Source organism: Streptomyces sp. YKOK-I1 (assembly GCF_054660435.1).
This window is the reverse complement of sequence record NZ_BAAGDR010000001.1, coordinates 1,052,775-1,071,464: the sequence shown is the minus strand read 5'-3', so window position 1 is coordinate 1,071,464 and position 18,690 is coordinate 1,052,775. Positions and strand designations below refer to the sequence as shown.

General features: G+C 70.7%; 18 protein-coding genes and 1 pseudogene. 4 read left to right on the top strand and 15 right to left on the bottom strand.

Annotated elements, in window-relative coordinates; genetic code table 11:
* Positions 1-5: 5 nt before the first annotated feature.
* On the top strand, positions 6-461 hold the full coding sequence (locus ACYQ8Q_RS04825; protein ID WP_460073762.1) for a hypothetical protein: 456 nt from the start codon (positions 6-8) through the stop codon (positions 459-461).
* On the opposite strand, the gene paaZ is transcribed toward ACYQ8Q_RS04825, so the two are convergent.
* On the bottom strand, positions 430-2,004 hold the full coding sequence (paaZ, locus tag ACYQ8Q_RS04820) for a phenylacetic acid degradation bifunctional protein PaaZ (RefSeq protein WP_460062226.1): 1,575 nt from the start codon (positions 2,002-2,004) through the stop codon (positions 430-432). The genes ACYQ8Q_RS04825 and paaZ overlap by 32 nt on opposite strands.
* A 48-nt stretch (positions 2,005-2,052) precedes the next feature.
* Positions 2,053-2,577 (bottom strand): gamma carbonic anhydrase family protein, encoded by a 525-nt coding sequence (locus ACYQ8Q_RS04815; RefSeq protein WP_460062221.1) that lies wholly within the window; start codon positions 2,575-2,577, stop codon positions 2,053-2,055.
* A 233-nt stretch (positions 2,578-2,810) separates the two neighbouring features.
* Here ACYQ8Q_RS04815 and ACYQ8Q_RS04810 point away from each other — a divergent pair, with 233 nt between their 5' ends.
* Positions 2,811-3,719 carry a PaaX family transcriptional regulator gene (locus ACYQ8Q_RS04810; protein ID WP_460062219.1) on the top strand — a complete coding sequence of 303 codons (909 nt, stop codon included), beginning with the start codon at positions 2,811-2,813 and terminating at the stop codon, positions 3,717-3,719.
* A gap of 27 nt (positions 3,720-3,746) precedes the next feature.
* On the opposite strand, the gene ACYQ8Q_RS04805 is transcribed toward ACYQ8Q_RS04810, so the two are convergent.
* The gene (locus ACYQ8Q_RS04805; protein ID WP_460062218.1) at positions 3,747-4,028 is read right to left on the bottom strand and encodes a hypothetical protein; all 282 of its coding nucleotides are present in this window, start codon (positions 4,026-4,028) and stop codon (positions 3,747-3,749) included.
* Positions 3,995-4,480, bottom strand: coding sequence for an SDR family NAD(P)-dependent oxidoreductase (locus ACYQ8Q_RS04800; RefSeq protein ID WP_460062216.1), 486 nt, complete (start codon positions 4,478-4,480; stop codon positions 3,995-3,997). The genes ACYQ8Q_RS04805 and ACYQ8Q_RS04800 overlap by 34 nt, the downstream gene beginning before the upstream one ends.
* A 106-nt stretch (positions 4,481-4,586) precedes the next feature.
* On the opposite strand from ACYQ8Q_RS04800, the gene ACYQ8Q_RS04795 reads away from it, so the two are divergent.
* A complete protein-coding gene (locus tag ACYQ8Q_RS04795; protein WP_460073171.1) occupies positions 4,587-4,676 on the top strand; it encodes a hypothetical protein in 90 nt (29 codons plus the stop codon).
* A gap of 63 nt (positions 4,677-4,739) precedes the next feature.
* Here the strand turns inward: ACYQ8Q_RS04795 and fdxA are convergent, their stop codons facing one another.
* From fdxA to ACYQ8Q_RS04740, 11 genes are all read right to left on the bottom strand, one after another.
* Positions 4,740-5,081, bottom strand: coding sequence for a ferredoxin (gene fdxA / locus ACYQ8Q_RS04790; RefSeq protein WP_460062214.1), 342 nt, complete (start codon positions 5,079-5,081; stop codon positions 4,740-4,742).
* 31 nt (positions 5,082-5,112) lie between these two features.
* Complete coding sequence (locus tag ACYQ8Q_RS04785; protein WP_460062213.1) at positions 5,113-6,129, bottom strand: NAD(P)/FAD-dependent oxidoreductase; 1,017 nt, start codon at positions 6,127-6,129, stop codon at positions 5,113-5,115.
* Between the two features lie 37 nt (positions 6,130-6,166).
* Positions 6,167-7,744 (bottom strand): benzoate-CoA ligase family protein, encoded by a 1,578-nt coding sequence (locus tag ACYQ8Q_RS04780; protein ID WP_460062211.1) that lies wholly within the window; start codon positions 7,742-7,744, stop codon positions 6,167-6,169.
* 10 nt (positions 7,745-7,754) lie between these two features.
* A complete protein-coding gene (boxB, locus tag ACYQ8Q_RS04775; protein WP_460062208.1) occupies positions 7,755-9,176 on the bottom strand; it encodes a benzoyl-CoA 2,3-epoxidase subunit BoxB in 1,422 nt (473 codons plus the stop codon).
* Positions 9,177-9,181: 5 nt separating this feature from the next.
* Positions 9,182-10,849 (bottom strand): 2,3-epoxybenzoyl-CoA dihydrolase, encoded by a 1,668-nt coding sequence (boxC, locus tag ACYQ8Q_RS04770; RefSeq protein ID WP_460062207.1) that lies wholly within the window; start codon positions 10,847-10,849, stop codon positions 9,182-9,184.
* A 107-nt stretch (positions 10,850-10,956) separates the two neighbouring features.
* Positions 10,957-12,480 carry a tannase/feruloyl esterase family alpha/beta hydrolase gene (locus ACYQ8Q_RS04765; RefSeq protein WP_460062206.1) on the bottom strand — a complete coding sequence of 508 codons (1,524 nt, stop codon included), beginning with the start codon at positions 12,478-12,480 and terminating at the stop codon, positions 10,957-10,959.
* Between the two features lie 62 nt (positions 12,481-12,542).
* On the bottom strand, positions 12,543-13,247 hold the full coding sequence (locus tag ACYQ8Q_RS04760) for an ABC transporter ATP-binding protein (RefSeq protein ID WP_460073169.1): 705 nt from the start codon (positions 13,245-13,247) through the stop codon (positions 12,543-12,545).
* 5 nt (positions 13,248-13,252) lie between these two features.
* The gene (locus ACYQ8Q_RS04755) at positions 13,253-14,035 is read right to left on the bottom strand and encodes an ABC transporter ATP-binding protein (RefSeq protein WP_460062204.1); all 783 of its coding nucleotides are present in this window, start codon (positions 14,033-14,035) and stop codon (positions 13,253-13,255) included.
* Positions 14,032-15,099, bottom strand: a complete 1,068-nt coding sequence (locus ACYQ8Q_RS04750) for a branched-chain amino acid ABC transporter permease (RefSeq protein ID WP_460062202.1) — start codon at positions 15,097-15,099, stop codon at positions 14,032-14,034. Before ACYQ8Q_RS04750 ends, ACYQ8Q_RS04755 begins: the two co-directional genes overlap by 4 nt.
* Positions 15,096-15,968, bottom strand: a complete 873-nt coding sequence (locus ACYQ8Q_RS04745) for a branched-chain amino acid ABC transporter permease (protein WP_460062201.1) — start codon at positions 15,966-15,968, stop codon at positions 15,096-15,098. The genes ACYQ8Q_RS04750 and ACYQ8Q_RS04745 overlap by 4 nt, the downstream gene beginning before the upstream one ends.
* Positions 15,969-15,979: 11 nt before the next feature.
* Positions 15,980-17,179 carry an ABC transporter substrate-binding protein gene (locus ACYQ8Q_RS04740; RefSeq protein ID WP_460062198.1) on the bottom strand — a complete coding sequence of 400 codons (1,200 nt, stop codon included), beginning with the start codon at positions 17,177-17,179 and terminating at the stop codon, positions 15,980-15,982.
* Between the two features lie 348 nt (positions 17,180-17,527).
* On the opposite strand from ACYQ8Q_RS04740, the pseudogene ACYQ8Q_RS04735 reads away from it, so the two are divergent.
* Positions 17,528-18,303: pseudogene (locus tag ACYQ8Q_RS04735) on the top strand (IS256 family transposase); the annotation flags it as partial.
* Positions 18,304-18,690 lie beyond the last annotated feature (387 nt).

Sequence of the window (18,690 nt, the reverse complement as noted above, 5' to 3'; positions counted from 1 at the left end):
GGCCCATGGCAGCCTGGGCGAGCCGGTCGACCCCGGCTCTCTCCCTGGCCAGCACGGCGAAGACGGGCACGAAGCTCACCGTGCCGATCGGCTTTCAGGGCCCGGCGGCGAAACAGGGCGCCGTGAAGTCGCTGACGGTGGCGGTGTCGTACGACGGCGGCCGCACCTGGAAGCCGGCGAAGGTGGCCACCGCGGCCGACGGCAAGCGCTCGGTGACACTCACGCACCCCGCCGCGCCCGCCGCGGTCGGCCTCAAGACCACGCTGGTCGACCAGGCGGGCAACACGGTGACGGAGTCGCTGCCGGACGCGTATCGGACGGTGCGCCGACGGCGGCCGTGCCGACCGACAGGTCCTGGGAACCCCGACGTCGACGTCTGTCGCTCGCCCCCACTCCGGTGCCGTGACACCGGGCTGGGAGCGAGCTGTTTCACGGGCGTTGCCCGGTGGCCGGTTCGGTGAGCAGGGACAGGACGCCGGGCGGGCCCTGGACGGCTGTGCGCTGCATGTGGTGGAGCACGCCCCGGACACCGCCGAGTTCCTCTCCGCCGCCCGCCCGGCCGGGGCCGCCGTGCACGGTGTGGGGGAGGGGCGAGCCATGACCGGTGGACTCGGCGGCGTCCGTACGGTCGAGCAGGAGCAGTCGGCCGTGCCAGGGGGCGGCCCCGAGTAGGGTTTCTCGGGCGAAGCCGGGGTCATGGGTGACGACCGAGCCGACGAGGCTGCCCGCGCCACGCGCCGCGAGGGCGACCGCGTGGGCGGGGGTTCCGTCGTACGGCAGCAGGGTGGCGACCGGACCGAAGGCCTCGATCTCGTGCGGCTCGGCCCGGTCGGAGTCGTCGCAGCGCAGCAGCAGCGGGGGAAGGAAGGCTCCGCGGGTCCGGTCGGCGTCCAGGACCTCGAAGCGGTCGGGGTCGCCGTGGACGACACGGGCGGCCGACGTGAGTGCCTTGAGCGCGCGCAACACCTCCTCCCGCTGTCCGAGCCCGGCGAGCGGACCCATGGTGACCGTGGGGTCCAAGGGGTTGCCGACGCACACCTCGTCCAGTTCGGCGCACGCCGCCTGCTGCACGGAGTCGATGAGGCCGGCGGGGACCAGCACGCGGCGGATCGCGGTGCACTTCTGCCCGGCCTTGACCGTCATCTCGGTGACCAGAGCCCGGATGAACAGATCGAATTCCTCGGTGCCGGGGGTCGCGTCGGGGCCGAGAACGGCGCAGTTGAGGGAGTCGGCCTCGGCGTTGAACCGGACGGCACGCTCGGCGACCGCCGGATGGCCGCGCAGGGTGCGGGCGGTGGCCGCCGACCCGGTGACGCTGAGCACGTCCTGCCCGCTGAGCGCGTCGAGCAGGCCGTCCGGCGGTGCGCAGACCAACTGCACTGCGCCTTCCGGGAGGATGCCGGACTCGATGATCCGGCGGAACACCAGCTCGGTCAGATAGGCGGTCTGCCCCGCCGGTTTCACCACGGACGGCATACCCGCCAGCAGGGCCGGCGCGAGCTTCTCCAGCATGCCCCACACGGGGAAGTTGAACGCGTTGATCTGTACGGCCGCGCCCTGCCGCGGCACATGGAGATGACGCACGGCGAAGGTGCCCCGCCTGCCGACCGGTTCCATCTCGCCGTCGGGCAGGACATGGCCGTCGGGCAGTTCCTTGACGCCCTTGGAGCCGTAGACGAAGAGCACTCCGATGCCGCCGTCGATGTCGAGGACCGAGTCGCGACGGGTCGCCCCGGTGCGGGTCGACAGCGAGTGGAACTCGTCCGTGTACGCGCTCAGATGTCCGCCCAGCGCCTTGAGCAGCCCCGCGCGCTGGTGGAAGCCCATCTCGCGCAGCGCGGGTCCGCCCACCTGCCTGGCATGACGCAGCACGGCCGTGCCGTCGACGGCCCGCTGCGAGAGCCGGGCCACCTCGACGCCCGTCGTCGCGTTGAGCAGGGGGCGGCCTTCGTCGGGAGCCTCGTACCAGCCACCGGCCAGGTAGCTTCGCAGTTTCGCGGCCACGGACGGTCCGCCTTTCGGTTCGGGGAAACACGGTTCGCTGCTCGGGGTTCAGTTGTCGACACGCCGGAGGCCGCCGCGGTACCGCAGCCCGGCGTCCCGGTAGGTGCGTACGGCGTATTCCACCCAGGAGGAGTCCACTTTCGTCCCGCGCAGCCGTACCGGGACGCCGAGGGCCATGGTCTCGGGCGGGACCTCGAAGCCCTCGGGTACCAACGCGGCGGCGCCGACGACGGCGCCCTCGCGCACGACGGCCCGGTTCAGGACGATGGAGCCGGACCCGATGAGACAGCGGCGTTCCACCGTGCAGCCCTCCAGATGGGCGAGGTGGCCGACCACGCAGTCCGGGCCGATCACGGTCGGCCACTGTTCGGTGGTGTGCAGCACGGAGCCGTCCTGGACGCTGGTACGGGCACCTACCTCGATGCGTCCGCCGAGGTCGCCGCGGAGTACGGCGCCGGGCCAGACGCTGGCCTCCGCGCCGATGGACACCCGCCCGATCACCACGGCGTCCGGGTGGACGAAGGCGCTGGGGTCGATGTCCGGCTCATCGGGGCCGAGGGCGTAGACCGGCATGGCTGCCACCTCGCTCATCTCTGCCGGTCGGTCGTCGACCGACGAGCAATACTCTACTGATATTTTCCGGAACGACAATATAATGTGAAAGAACGTGCGGGTCTGCGCGGCCGGGCCAGGACACCCGGATAGGCTGAGGGGTCTGTCCGGCGCGACCGCGTGACACAGCGACCGCGTGACACAGCGACCGCGTGACACATCGGAACGGCCGCGGATGAGGGAAGTGAAGGACCATGGTGGAGGGCGTATCGCGCGGACCGGCGCGCAGGACACGTGTCAGCCGGAGCGCGGCGGGCAACACCCGGCCCGTGGTCAGTCGGCGCCGGGAGGTGGGCGACGTCAGCGCGCGGTCGCTGCTGATGACCATGCTCGGTGAATACGTTCTCCCGAAGGGCCGCCCGGTGTGGACATCGGCGCTGGTGGAGGCGCTGGCGGTGTTCGGTGTGGAGGAGAAGTCGGCCCGCCAGTCGCTCGCCCGCACCGCCGCCGAGGGCTGGCTGGTCTCGGAGCGGGCGGGCCGCCGGGTGCGCTGGGAGCTCACCCCGCCGGGGCGGCGGCTGCTGACCGAAGGCGCGCAGCGCATCTACGACTTCGGCAGCGGGCAAGGCACTTGGGACGGTACCTGGCTGGTGGTCCTGGTCTCGGTGCCGGAGACCAAGCGGGATCTCCGGCACAAGGTGCGAACCCGGCTCACCTGGGCCGGGTTCGGCTCCCCGGAGCCCGGTGTGTGGATCACACCGCGCGCCGACCGGGAGACGGAGGCTCTGGGTGTGCTGAAGGAACTCGGTCTCGCCGACGGAGCCATGTCCTTCACCGCCAGGTACGGGACCATCGGGAGCGAGGCGGCGATGGTGGCCCGTGCCTGGGATCTCAGTGAGGTGGAGGAGCGCTATGAGGCGTTCATCGACCAGTTCACCGGTCTGAGTCCGGCCGACGACGACGCCGTGCTGCACGCGCAGACCATGCTGGTGCACGAGTGGCGCCGCTTCCCTTTCCTCGACCCGCGCCTGCCGGAGAAGCTGCTGCCCGCGGGCTGGAGCGGTGCCAAGGCGGCCGGTCTCTTCCACAGCCGACACGCCGATTGGAGCTCCACGGCGCTGCGGCGCTGGGACGAACTGACCGAAGGGCACGGCGGGAACTGAGCCGGCCGGGTGCGGCGTGAGCCGCGGTCAGAATCCGACGGTGGTCTCGAAGGTACGGCGTTCCTGGGCGAGCCGGTGCCAACGGTCGGCGAGGCCACCGGGGTCGCCCTCGCCGGAGCCGGGGATGATCGGCACGCCGATGGACAGGTGGCCGACGTGGACGCCCTCGCCGGCAAGATCGTGGTGCGGGCCCTGGGCCCAGGAACGCTGCCAGGCCAGGGCGATACCGGAGTTGCTCATGCCCGGGATGGGGACGATGGCGGTGGTGCCGGTGGTCAACGGCAGGGCGCCGTCACGTGCCTCACGCATCGCCGGCAGGACCGCGGAGGCCGCCTGTCGGAGCGCCGCCGACGAACATGTCGAACATGGGGCGCACGGAGTCCCGGGTGGTCTCGACGGCCGGGGTGATTCCCAGCGCCTTGAGGTCGGGCACCTGTCCGGCCTCGCTCGGGAAGGTGGGGGGCGAGGACGCCGATCCTCCCCAGGTCGGCGACGGCCGCCTCAAGTGCGCCGGTCAGCGCCTTGTTGTCGGTGTCGTCGGTGACGTCGGTGATGTCGGCCGGGTGGACGCGGGCGGTGACGCCCTCGGCCGTCAGGGAGTCGGCGATGCTCTGCAGCTTGCCGGCGTCTCGGGAGACCAGGGCGACCGGGTGTCCGGCGGCGCCGAAGCGGCGGGCGATCGCGCGGCCCAGGCCCGGCCCCGCGCCGACGACGGCGATGGTGGGAAACGTCGAAGACGTACAGCTACCTCGCCCGGTCACGATGAGTGCGTAACCCCACCCGTAGGGATGGGAGCCCGGGCATCTCCCAGCGCCTGCTCACCCTCCCCCGCGCGTCGAGTACCGGCTCACCCCCCTCGGTGAAAGTCTGCGTGGCACGGTCCGCGCGCTGGCCCACTGGGTCACGGACCACCACGCGCAGATCCAGGACGCCCGCAGCCGCTACGACGCCGAGTGAGGACGCGGACCCGCCCGGCCGCGGAGCGGGATCGGACTCAGTCCTCGTCAGGTCCCCGGTTGTTCAGCCGCGGGGGTCGTAGGCCGTGACGAGTTCGGTGTCCGTGCCGGTCGGGCCGTGGCCCGCGGCGCCGCCCGGTGCGCCGATCGGCGCGTCGCGGCCCGGCAGCGGCTCGGTGAAGAACCGCTTGTTGTCGGCGACGAAGTCCTTGAGTTCCGGCGGCACGCGGCGGTCCTGGGAGATCGCCTGGACCGGGCAGACGGGCTCGCAGTTGCCGCAGTCGATGCATTCCAGCGGGTTGATGTAGAGCTTGCGGTCGCCTTCGTAGATGCAGTCGACGGGGCACTCCTCCATGCAGGAGCGGTCCATGATGTCGATGCACGGCTCTGCGATGACGTAGGGCATGGTGCTCGGTCCTCCTGGGCGCGGGTTCGGGCTACGCGGCGGCCGGGGACGCCGCCGGTACGTCGGTGGAGTGGCCGGGGAACACCGGCTGCTCGGGGTCGATGTGGTGTGCGGCGTTGTTGACGGCGGTCGCCGCCTCCCCGAAGCCGACCGCGATGAGCCGCACCTTGCCGGGGTAGTCGTTGATGTCCCCGGCTGCGTAGATCCCCGGCACGGAGGTGCGCATGGCGGAGTCGACCGGGACGTGCCGCCGGTGGGTGATGTCGATGCCCCAGCCGAGCAGCGGGCCGAGGTTGGCGGTGAAGCCGAGGGCGGCGATGATCCCGCCGCAGGGCAGGAGATGGGTCTGTCCGTCACGACGGGTGATCTCCACCGCGTCCATGCCGCGCCCGTCGTCGATGACCTTGGTCAGCTCGGCCTCGGTGATGATCTCCACGCCCGACGCCCGGACGGCGGCCACGGTGGCGGGGTGCGCGCGGAAGGAGTCGCGACGGTGGACCAGGGTGACGGAGGCGGCGATCGGATGGAGGGCGAGGGCCCAGTCGAAGGCGCTGTCGCCGCCCCCGACGATCACGACGTCCCGGCCGGCGTAGTCGTCGGGCCGGCGCACGAAGTAGGCCAGTCCGGCCCCCTCGTACGTGGCGGCGGCCGGCAACGGGCGCGGGGTGAACGTGCCGATGCCACCGGTGACGAGCAGGGCCTTGGCCCGGACCGCCGTGCCCTGGCGCGTGGTCACGGCGAAGGCGCCCTCGGCGGTCCGTTCCAGTGTCTCCGCCCGGTGGCCGAGCAGGTAACGCGGTGCGTACGGTGCCGCCTGCTCCAGGAGCCGGTCGACCAGCTCGCGACCGCGTATCGCCGGGAAGCCGGCGATGTCGAGGATCTGCTTCTCCGGGTACATGGCGTTGATCTGGCCGCCGGGCTCGGGCAGCGAGTCCAGGACGGTGACGGACAGACCCCGGAACCCTGCGTAGTAGGCGGCGAAGAGACCGGTCGGGCCGGCACCGACGATGAGCAGGTCGGTGCTGTGGGCAGCCGGTTGGGGGGACATATGTGTCCTCCTTGACGAGGAGCGGGCGGGGAGGCCCTCAGCTTGAAGGCGTCTCCGCCCAGGAACCGTCACGGACCATGGCACGCAGGACGTTGCGGCGGATCTTGCCGGTGGGCGTGCGGGGCAGCTCGGGCAGCCCGATCACTTCGCGCGGGCGTTTGAAGGCGGCGAGGCCCTCTCGGCACCACGCCACGAGGGCGTCCGGATCGACCTCGTGGCCCGGCTTGGGCACCACACACGCGACGGGCTTTTCCAGCCCGTCAGCGTCCGGCGCGCCGACCACGGCGACCTCGGCCACGTCCGGATGGGCGAGCAGCCGTTCCTCCACCTCGGCCGGTGAGACCCAGATGCCGCCGGCCTTGAGGAGGTCGTTGGTGCGGCCCATGCAGGTGTAGGTGCCGTCGACGTTGCGGAGGTAGGTGTCGCCGGTGCGCACCCAGTCACCGAGGAAGACCTGCCGGGTGGTCTCGGCGCGGCACCAGTAGCCGGTGGCGGCCGACTCCCCGCGGACGTAGAGCTCGCCGGGGGTGCCGTCGCCCTCCACCACGTTGCCCTCGACGTCACGCAGCTCCACGGTGTACCCCGGAACGGGTTCGCCGGAGGAGCCCGGGTGGACGCGGCCCGAGCGGTTGGAGACGAAGATGTGCAGCATCTCGGTGGAACCGATGCCGTCGAGCACCTCCACGCCGAACCGCTTCAGCATGGCGTCGAACATCCGCGCGGGCAGCGCCTCGCCTGCCGAGACGCCCACACGAACCGTGGCGAAGGCGTCGTCGGGGATGTCGGCGCTGGCGAGCAGCGGCCCGTAGAAGCCGGGCACGCCGAACAGGATGGTGGCCCGGTCGCCGGCCGCACGCTTGGCGAACAGCGCCGGGGAGGGTCTGGAGGGTTCCAGCAGGGCCGTGGCGCCCGCCGCGAGAGGGAAGAAGAGCGAATTGCCGATGCCGTAGGCGAAGAAGAGCTTGGCGACGGACAGGCAGCGGTCCTCGGCGCCGATGCCCAGCACCTGTCGCCCGTAGTTCTCGGCGACGACCTTGATGTCGAGGTGACGGTGCATCGCCGCTTTGGGGGTGCCCGTGGTGCCCGAGGTGTACAGCCACAGAGCGGGCGAGTCCGGCCAGGTGGTGTACGGCCCGTCGTCCGTGCCCGCGTTGAGCAGCTCCTGCCAACTCCTGCCCTGTACCCGGGCCGGCAGTCCACCACGGTCGTCACCGGTCAGGACGGCGTACTCGACCTCGGGCGCGTCCCTGAGCGCGGCCTTCACCACCGGGGCGAACTCGGCGGAGCCCAGCACCACCCGGCAACGTGAGTCGGCCATCAGCTTGGCCAGCTCGCCACCCGTGAGCATGGTCGAGGCGGGGACGGCCACGGCGCCGATACGGAAGGCGGCGAGAATGCCGGTGAAGAGTTCGATGTCGTCCGCCATGCACATCAGGACGCGCTCTTCCGGACGTACGCCGAGGGCCCTCAGACCGGCGGCCACCCGGCGGACCTCGCCGGCCAGTTCCTCGTAGGTCAGGGTCCGGGTAGGAGTGACGACGGCCGTGCGGGCGCCGTTGCCCTCCCGCAGGTGCCGGTCGACCAGGTGGTCCGTCGTGTTGAACACCTCGGGCATTCCGCTCACCTCACACCAGTCGCACGTATGCGTAGTCGAACGGTTTGCCGTTGATGCCGTTGACCGGCGGCGCGACCCAGTGGGCGATCTTGCCGCGTTCGTACACAGGCTGCATCAGCGACCGGACGAACGCCAGGTCCTCGGCGGTGGGCAGCCAGTGATGGCGGCTCATCTCCCAGGTCTGCTCGTCGACGATCGTGCCGTCGGGCGTGACATGGTGGCCGGCGGCGAGGCCGACGGCCCGGTTGAAACCAGGGTGGGGCAGTTTCAGCCGGAAGGCGATGCCGTGATCCTCCAGGATGCGGTTCCAGCGCTTCAGGCCGTTCTCGCAGTCGGCGATGTACTCGTCCCGCAGATCCAGGTTGAGGGCGAGGAGCGCGGGAACCTCGTCCTGGGTCCAGGTGCCGTGGGTCTCCGGCTTGTCGAGGAAGGCACTGTCGTCGGTGAGCCTGTGGTCGTCCTTGCGGCGCTCTTCCTGCCAGCGGCCCTTGAGCCCCGCGGTGTAGTAGTTGGCCGCGTTGGTGGAGGTCTCGCTGCCGAAGAGGTCGAGAGAGACGGTGTAGTGGAAGTTGATGTACTTCTGGATGATGTCGAGCGGGATGCCGCCGCAGGCGGCGATGTCCAGGGTGTCGTGCTCGCGGACCAGTTCGGCGCTGCGGGTCACCACGCGGTCGACGCCGGTGGTGCCGACCATCATGTGGTGCGCCTCCTCCTTGAGCATGAAGGAGCAGGTCCGCGACAGCGGGTCGAAGGCGGACTCCTTGAGCGAGCCGAGCTGGTACTTGCCGTCCCGGTCGGTGAAGTACGTGAACATGTAGAAGGCCAGCCAGTCGGCGGTCTCCTCGTTGAACGCGCCCAGGATGCGCGGCGAGTCGGGGCTGCCGGAGTTGCGGTACAGCAGTGCCTCGGCCTCCTCGCGGCCCTCCCGGCCGAAGTAGGCGTGCAGCAGGTACACCATGGCCCAGAGGTGCCGGCCCTCCTCCACGTTGACCTGGAAGAGGTTGCGCAGGTCGTACAGGCTCGGCGCGGTCAGGCCCAGCAGGCGTTGCTGCTCCACGGAGGCGGGTTCGGTGTCACCCTGGATGACGATCAGGCGTTGCAGGTCGGCGCGGTACTCGCCGGGCACCTGCTGCCAGACCGGCTGCCCCTTGTGCTCGCCGAAGGCGATCCGGCGGTCCGCGGTGGGCTCGGCCAGGAAGATGCCCCAGCGGTAGTCGGGCACGTTGACATGGTCGAAGTGGGCCCAGCCGTCGCGCCCCACCGAGACGGCGGTGCGCAGGTAGACGCCGTGGTTCTCCAGGGTGGGGCCCATTTCGCCCCACCAGTTGAGGAACTTGGGCTGCCAGCCTTCCAGTGCACGCTGGAGCCGGCGGTCGTCGGCGAGGGCGACGTTGTTGGGGATCCTGGAGTCGTAGTCGATGTTCGTGGGCATCGGGGTCACACTCGCTTCCGGTCGAAGACCGCCTTCTGACCGGTGCCGTAGCGGCGCAGTGCGCCCTCGGGGCCGGAGGCGTTGGGGCGTATGAAGATCCAGTTCTGCCAGGCGGTGAGCCGGCCGAAGATCTTGGTCTCGACGGTCTCCGGGCCGACGAACCGGTGGTTGGCCTCCATCCCGGTCAGCGCGTCGGGACTCAGGGCCGCCCGGCCCTCCAGGACGATACGGACCTCGTCCTCCCAGTCGATGTCGTCGGGCGCGTCGGTGACGAGACCGAGTTCGCGGGCCTGGGCGGGGCTCAGGGGCTGTCCGGCCTCGCGGCGCAGCCAGTCGAGGTGATCGGTTTCCTGGTAGAAGCGGGACTGGAGACGCGTCAGGCCGTTGCCCATGGGGAAGGGGCCGAAGTTGGCTTCGGAAAGAGTGAGCCGGGCGCGCTCGTCGCTGTCGGGGTCGTCGATCGGCGGGCCGTCCAGCATGTACTGCAGATCGCAGGCCAGGGCCAGCTCCAGCAGCAGCCCGGCGAAGCAACTGCCTGGCTCGATCAGCGCGATCAGGCTGCGGCTGGTGACGTCGAGGCGCTTCAGGGTGCGCTTGTAGTAGTGCAGGATCTCGCCCGCGAGCCAGTCACCGTCGGCCGCCGCGCCCAACACCACCTGCTCGTGCGCGAGGGCGAGGCCTGCGTCGCCCTCCGTGCGCAGCACCCACGTGCCCAGCTCGATCTCGTTGGTCCGCAGCCGCAGGATCAGGTCGTCGAGTTCGCGGGTGAGGGCCAGCAGCCAGCCGGCGGCGCCCTGCGCGTGGAGGGCGGCGGCATCGGCAGGGGCGTCCCCTTCGGGGCCCCGCACCGTGATGTTCACCAGGCCGAGCGAGCGGTCGTACCGGGCGTGTACGTGCTGGTAGGAGATGCCTTCTTCGGTGACCTCCCGGCGCAGTGGGGTCAGCGCGATCCCCTGCGCGCCGGAGGGGCGGGAGCTGTGCTCGGCCGCTTTCAGGGCGCGCTGCTCGACGATCGTGCGGAAGTCCCGGCGGGGTACGACCTCGTCGACCAGCCGCCAGTCCACTGCGGTCTTTCCCTTGACGCCGTCACTGCGCGTGGCGAACAGGTCGGCCAGATCCTTGCGCACACGGCGCTTGTCGGTGACCCGGGTCAGTCCGCCGGTGCCGGGCAGCACACCCAGCAGGGGGACCTCGGGCAGGGCCACCGCCGAGGAGTTGTCGTCGATCAGCAGGATGCGGTCGCATGCCAGGGCGAGTTCGTAACCGCCCCCGGCGCAGGCGCCGTTGACCGCCGCGATGAAGGTCAGCCCCGAGTGCTCCGAAGCGTCCTCCATGCCGTTGCGGGTCTCGTTGGTGAACTTGCAGAAATTCACCTTCCAGTGGTGCGGAGATGCCGCGAGCATGCGGATGTTGGCCCCGGCGCAGAACACCTTCTCCTTGGCACTGGTCACCACCACCGACCGCACTTCGGGGTGCTCGAACCGCAGCCGCTGCAGCGCGTCGTACAGCTCGATGTCCACGCCCAGGTCGTAGGAGTTGAGCTTCAGCTCGTAGCCGGGCACCAGTCCGCCCTGCTCGTCGACGTCCATCTCCAGCCATGCGACCGGACCGTCCGTACGGAGCTTCCAGTGCCGGTACGCGTCCGGACTCCGGTCGAAGGACACCACCACCATGACGAGCGCCTCCTCGCGCTAGCACGGATACCGTTGGGTTAATCTTCTACAGAAGAAACGAAATGCGTCAAGCTTCTGTAGAACATTGAAGGGGGTGGTCCGCCGCGTCACCGGCTGTACGTCGCGGAGCAGCGGAAGTCGGCGGCGTCGTCCGTGTCGCCGCCCGTGTAGCGCGCAACGGCGGGCCAGCGGCACAGCGGGCGTGTGAGGTCCCCGTTACGGCCCAGGAGGGTCTTCGGGGCGTCGCCCTTCTCCACCCACTTCACCAGCGCGGCGAGCGGATCGGCCGGAGCGGCGCCGGGGCCGCCAGCGCAGTGCGCCACGCCCGGGGCCATGAACAGCCGCGCGAACCGCTCGGTGCGCTGCAGTCCGCCCATCCTCGCGGTCACCCGCTGGAAGTAGTCGATCGTGCCCTGAGGGAAGATCAGCTGGTCGGCCCAGCCGTGCCACATGAGCAGCTTGCCGCCCCCGTCGCGGAAGGCGCGGAGGTCGGCGTCGTCGGTGCCCAGGACATCGTGGTACTCGGCCCGGGAACGGTCGAACCAGTCGGCGAACCCCGCCGTGCCGATGGTGCGCCAGTCGAAGTCCGGGTTCTTGGCCAGCCAGTACGTGAACCAGTCGGTGGTGATCGGGAACGGCGCGGCCTCCCCGGCGGGGGTACTGCCGGCGAGTCCGTCGAACGCGGCGCCCGGCGCCAGCCCGTACCAGAGGAAGGAGCCGTCGCGGCGGCGCGGCCCCTGCCAGATCTTCTGGACCACGGCCGCGTCCTTCGCGGTGATGGTGCCGCAGGGGGTCTTCCTGCCGATCAGTGTCGACGGGTCGAAGGGACAGGTCCGGGGGTCGACGACCCCGTCCGTCAGACCGTCTCTGCCGTCGCAGGCGGCGACCACCGCCCGGTTGACCGCCTCGAAGGCGCAGGAGCTGACCACATGGCCGCTCTCCCGCATCACGATCTGCGGCCACAGCTCCGACGGGATGAACCGGTCCCAGTTGATGGCGGGGGCGGCGGAGAGAACGCCGTCGTAGTCCTCGGGATGGCGCTGGGCCTCCATCAGGCCCTGCCGGCCGCCGGTGGAACAGCCGTTCCAGTAGGAACGGGCCGGTTCGCGGCCGTAGTAGGCCTCGGTGACCGCCTTGCCCTTGACGGTCATCTCGTGGACGGATCGGTTGGCGAAGTCGGTGATGAGGTTCTGCTTCATCCCGGTCGGCGACCACGCCCAGGCGCCGGAGGCCGGTGATCCGCTGTGGCCGGTGTCCGTGGCCGCCGCGGCGTAGCCCGCCTTCGCGGCGTCGTCGGGAGGCGCGAGGACGCCGGCGTAACCGCCGCCTCCGACGCCCTGGAAACGCCCGTTCCAGCCGTGCGTCGGCAGGGACACCGCGATGGTGACGCTCTCGGGAACCGTCAGGCGGACCTGGCAGATCGCGGGGGTCCCGGAACCCTCCGCGGCGCTGGTGACGCGGGTGCCGTCGGTGAAGGTCAGCCCGGTCAGGCTGGCGCAGCTTCTGACCGGCTCACCGACGGGAGGGGAGGCCGCCCGGCTCGCAGGAGCCACCACCGTCAGACCGATGGCCAGGGCGAGGCCGGTGAGCGCGGCCGACCAGGAACGAGCAGTGGAACGTGGGGGGTGCATCAGCTCTTTTCCTTTCCCGTGAGGTGCAGTTCGCGTGGTGTGGCACAAGGCCCCTGTACGGATCAGCCCACGCCGAGGAGGCTGTGGGCGCGTTGCCGGTTCTGACGGAACTCGGCGGTGGAACCGCGGTGCACGATGTGGCCCTTCTGCATGACGGCCACCTCGTCGGCGAGCCGGAAGGCCAGATGCAGGTCCTGCTCCACCAGCACGACCGCGATGCCCTCGCCGCGCAGCCCCTCCAGCACCTCGGCGATCCGGTCGACGACCGCGGGCGCGAGGCCGTCCGAGGGCTCGTCCAGGAGCAGTAGCCGAGGGTTCCTCAGCAGCGCCCGGCCGATGGCCAGCATCTGCTGCTCCCCGCCGGAAAGCTGGTCGCCCCTGTTGGCGCGCCGCTCGGCGAGGCGGGGCATCAGCTCGTAGACGCGCCTCGTGGTCCAGGAGCCGGGGCGGTCTCTGGACGCCCGGGCCGCGATGGTCAGGTTCTCCTCCACCGTGAGCGGTGCGAACACACGGCGGCCCTGGGGCACGATCGCGACGCCGTGGCGTGCGACGGTGTGCGCCGCCGCCCCGGCGAGTTCGCGTCCGCCGACGCGGATGCTGCCGGAGTACGGCCTGAGCATCCCCATCACGGTGTGGACGAAGGTGGTCTTGCCGACGCCGTTGCGGCCGAGCAGCGCCACCACGGCACCGGCCGGGACGGTGAGGTCGACACCGTCGAGCACGGTGGTGCCCGCGTGTCCCGCGCGCAGATCGCGCACGCTCAGCAGATCGGTCATCGAGATCCTCCGGCATCGGTGAACAGGTCCTCGGTCCTGGCGGAACCGAGATACGCCCGCCGCACGGCCTCGTCGGCCCGGATCGCCTCCGGTGGCCCGGAGGCGAGGACCCGGCCCAGGTGCAGCACGGTGATCCGGTCGGCCAGGCGGAACACCACGTCCAGATCGTGCTCGACGACGACCACGGTCAGATCCCCGGGGAGACGCTCCAGCAGGGCGACGAACCGCTCGGTCTCGGCGGCCGACATCCCGGCCGTGGGCTCGTCGAACATCACCAGGGAGGGTTCGGTGGCGAGCACCATCGCCACCTCCAACTGCCGCCGCTCACCATGGGACAGGGCGGACGCCTTGTCCCGGCCCCGCCCGGAGAGCCCGGCCGAGTCCAGATGGCGCAGCGCGTCGGACTCGGTGCGCCGGAAGTGCCGGGCCGCCCGGTCGAAGCGATGGGCCACGCGGTGCACGCGCTGCGCGGCGAGGGCGACGTTGTCCAGCACCGAGCAGTCGAGGAACAGACTGGAGTGCTGGTACGTGCGGACCATGCCGCGCCGGACACGGTCCGCCTCCGTCAACGAAGTGACGTCCTGCCCGGCCAGTAGCACGCTGCCGCTCGACGCGCGCAGCGTCCCGGCGACGGTCGCGAACAAGGTCGACTTTCCGGCGCCGTTGGGACCGATCAGCGCATGCCGCTCGCCCCGGGCGACCGTCAGCTCCACGCTGTCGACAGCGGTGAGCGAACCGTAGGAGCGGGTCAGTCCGCGCAGTTCGAGCTGGGCCGTCACGAGGCGCTCTCCTTCCGGCGGCGAACACGGCCGAGCACCCTCGAGCGTGCACTGGTGAGGCCCGCGAGGCCGTGCGGCATCAGCAGGACCACGGCGACGAACACCGCGCCCAGCACCAATGGGCCGTGGCCGCCGATCGACGCGGAGAGGTTGTCCCGGACGAACAGGACGAGCGCGGCTCCCAGGCAAGGCCCCCACAGGCTGCCGGGGCCGCCGATGACCACGCTGAGCAGAGCCAGCGCCGCGACCTCGAAGCCCAGGTCTCCGGGCGAGACGAACCTTGCCTGTGCTGCCCACAGCGCACCGCCCACTCCCGCGACGGCCCCCGCCAGACAGAAGACGCCGTACCGGGCCAGCGCAGGGCGGTAGCCCAGCGCCCGCATCCGGGCCTCGTTGTCGCGGATGCCCCGCAGGGTCCTTCCGTAGGGGGAGCGGACGATCAGCGCGACCGCCGCGAACACCAGCACCGCCATGGTGAGCACCCACCAGTAGACGAACCCCGCGGCGAGCAGCGGGGGCCCGCCGAGCAGGGTGATCGGGGGCATCCCGGCGAGTCCGTTGCTGCCGCCCACGGCCGGCCAGCCGTCGGCGATCTGGTGCACCGACTCGCCGATCGCGAGCGTCAGCATGAGAAACACGATGCCGCGGGCGCGTACGGCGACCCATCCGGTGACCGCAGCGGCGACCAGGCCCATGACCAGGCCCGCCAGCGTCTGCACCATCGCGTCCGGGGTGATGTGCACCCCGACGAGGACGGCCGTGTAGGCGCCGACGCCGAAGTAGGCCGCCTGACCGAGCGACGGCAGCCCCGTGATCCCGGTCAGCAGGTCGACGCCGATCACCAGCACGGCGAACGCCAGCATCCGGGTCATCGCGGACACCGGATAAGGGCTGAGTGCCAGCGGAGCCACCGCCAGCAGCAGCACGGCCGTCGTGACGGCGGCCCACCGGCCGGGCCGGCGTGTGCCGCCGCCGGTTCCGCTTCGGGTCCGGCAGGGCCCCTCATCGGTGAGCGGGCCCTCTGGGACGTGTGTGCCGGCCTGCACCGCGTCGACCGCTTTCACGGGTGCACCGCCCTTCCTGCGGGCAGCAGGCCCGCAGGCCTCACCAGCAGCACCAGCGCCATCGCGGCGAAGACGAGGAACGACGCGTACTGCGGCAGCAGCGCGGTGCCCAGCGTCTGTACCTGCCCGATCAGCACGGCGCCCAGCAGAGCGCCGCGCACCGAACCCAGGCCGCCTACGACCACCACGACCAGCGCGAGCAGCAGCACCTTCTCGTCGAGGCCGGGCTGGGCGCCCAGGATCGGGCCGGCCAGCACCCCGCCGACCGAGGCCAGTGCCGCGCCCGCGGCGAAGACCCCGACCAGCACCCGGCCGGTGTTGATGCCGAGTGCGGCCACCATGGCGCGGTCGGCGACCGTGGCCCGGATCACCGAGCCCAGCGGGCTGCGCTCCACCAGGACGTACACGGCCACGGCCAGCACCACACCGAACCCGATGACGAGCAGCCGGTAGACGGGGTACGTCTCGCCGAGCACCGTGACAGCGCCGCCGACCGGCGCGGGGGCGGCGATGGAGTGCACGTCGTTGCCGAAGGCCAGGGCCAGCAGTTCGGCGACGACCAGGGCGACGCCGAGCGTGAGCAGGGCCTGGTCGAGATGGTGTGCGGTCGCCCGGGTCAGGGCCGCCAGCAGACCGCCGAGCACGGCACCCGCCATGGCGGCGGCCAGCACCGCCAGGACGAAGGCCAGCACGCTCCCGCTGTCCGCGACGAGCGCCACCGGGACATAGGCCCCGACCAGGTAGACGGCCCCGTGGGCGAGATTCAGGACGTCCATCATGCCGAACACCAGGGAGAGCCCCAGGGCGATCCCGAACAGCAGGGACCCCATCGCCAGTCCGTTGAGGACGCTCACCAGATAGATCGCCATCCCGGCCCCGCTCAGCCGAGTTCGCCGACGACCGCGTTGACGATCGTCCCCGCGCTGGACCGGACCTCGCGCAGGTAGTACTTCTGCTGCACGTTGTGGTCGGCGTCGAAGGTCCACGTCCCTCGGGGACTGTCGACCGTTCCGATGCCGCCGAGCGCCGCCACCAGGTCCTCGCCGCTGTCGCTCCTGGCCTTCGCCAGCGCCTTGTCGAGGACGGCCGCGGTGTCGTAGGCCTGCATGGCGTAGACCGTCGGCGGCTTGTCCGTCTTCTCGCTGTAGGCCTTCACGAACGCCTTGTTGCGCGGGTTGTCCAGCTCGGTGGAGTAGTGGAGCGAGGTCTGCACTCCGAGGGCGGCCTTGCCCTGTGCCGCGAGCACACCGCCCTCGGTGAGGAAGCCGGTGCCGTACAGGGGTGTCTTCTTGGCGAGCCCGAACTGCTGGTACTGCTTGACGAAGTTCACGGCCTCGGCGCCGGCGTAGAAGCTGTAGACGGCCTTGGCTCCGGACTCGCGGATCGCCGAGAGATAGGGCTGGAAGTCCTGGGTCTTGCCGAACGGCGTGTACTTCTCGCCCGCGACCTTCCCACCCGCGGCCTCGAAGCTCTTGCGGAACCCGGCGACCATCTCCTTGCCGGCCGCGTAGTCGGAGGCGATGAGGTACACCTTGCCCTTGACCTTCTTGGCGACGGTCGGTCCGAGGGCGGCGGACACCTTGCCGTTGCTGAAGCTCGTCCGCCACACGTAGTCGGACTTGCGGGCTCCGGTGATGTCGTCGGCTCCGGCGTTGGCGATCAGCAGCGGCTTCCTGGACTCGTCGAAGAAGTCGCGCAGGCCCAGGGCCGTGGCCGAGTTGACCACACCCGCGACGGCGGTGACCTGGTCCTGGGTGACGAGTTTCTGCGCGGCGGGGACACCGGTCTGCGGGCCCTCCCCCTCGTCGGCCGTCACGAGCTTGACCTTGCGCCCGCCGAGCTTGCCGTCGTGCTGGTCGAGGTAGAGCTGGAAACCGCTGCGCATGTCCTCGCCGAGGGGGGCGTAGACCCCTGACAGAGGGACCAGCAGTCCGATCCTGACGTTTTCGGAGGGTGTGCCGGAGGCGGAACCGGCGCCGCCCGACTGGTCGATGCTCGATCCGCAGCCTGACAGCGCCAGAGCGGCCACGGCCAGTGCGGCGACGGTTCTGGTGAGAGGGATGAGAGAGACAGCACCCATGGCAGCTCCTGAGTGGGCACGGGTGAGAGGCAGTGCGCCAGAATCTACATCTCAACGAAGTAACGTCAAGAGTTTGTATAGAATTGGCTCGGGGCGTGCCTCTGGCGAGCGGTCGCAGATGCCGCAGTCGCGTCGGTGAACCGATGGGAAAGCTTTCAACTTCCTTGTGCGTGGGCTGTGTTCTCGTCGCCCAGGGTCCGGCGCTATGGACAAACGCACGACAGGGTTCCTCCGGCGGAGCAACGCTCAGATCCCGTCGATCAGTTCGGGAAGGCGTACCTTCCCGAGCGGTCGATCGACTGGTTTCGAGTAGGCCCGCGTTGCCGCGCGGGTCGGGCAGGCACGCCCGTGCTCGGCGTAGTGAACGACGACGGCGCCACCCAAACAGCTCCTCCTTGATCGACGAGATGGTCCGGGAGGGCGCGAGGCGGATGCGGGCCGCCGCGCTGGAGGCTGAAGTCAACGCCTGCATAGCCGAGTTGACCGACGAGTGCGACGACGACGGGCGCCGTCCGGCGGTGCGCAACGGCTACCACCAGCCGAGGAAGGTCACCACCGCGGCCGGTATGGTCGAGATGGCGGCGCCACGGGTCAACGACAAGCGCGTCGACGAGGCCACGGGGGAGCGCAAGCGGTTCGCCTCCGCGATCCTGCCGCCGTGGTGCCGCAAGTCCCCGAAGATCAGTGAGGTGCTGCCGCTGCTCTACCTGCACGGTCTGTCCACCGGCGACTTCGTGCCCGTCCTGGAGCAGTTCCTGGGCAGCTCGGCGGGTCCGTCACCGGCGACCATCACCCGGCTCACCCAGCAGTGGCAGGCCGACCACCGGGCGTTCGGCGAGCGCGACCTGTCCGCCGGCGACTACGTCTACGTAGGGGGCGACGGCATCCACCTGCGCATCCGCCTACGGGAGGCGAAGTCGTGCGTGCTCGTGCTGATGGGCATGCGCGCGGACGGCACCAAGGAACTGATCGCCATGAGCGACGGCTACCGCGAGTCAGCCGATTCCTGGGCCGACCTGCTGCGCGACTGCCAGCGGCGCGGGATGCACGCCCCCGTCCTGGCGGTCGGCGACGGTGCGCTCGGTTTCCGGACGGCCCTGGCCGAGGTGTTCCCCGAGACCCGCCTTCCCGAAGTCCGCCCAGCAGCGGTGGCGGGCCGTGAACGCTCCTCACCTCGTCGCCCTCGTCCGCGCCGGAACTCGCTTCGAACGCGGCCGCCTCGTCGAACGACCCGACGACGGCCCCTCCCCACAGCCGCTGGATCATCCACTCGCTGGAGCGAAACCATGAGCTTCTTCAGCTGTGCCGCTCCAGGGCGAGGACGGCTTTGGCGATCGACGTAATGCGGTTCGGGCTGCATCGGGACCTGCGGCTCGAAGACTCGATGCGGTGAGGGGAGGAGGCGACGGACGAAGACGAAACGGAGAGCGCCTTAGCGGGACCTTGGCCCGGAAATGCCCCGGAACTGCTGGTCAGAGCGGGGATACGGGCGGGAGATATCGGGAGTGAGG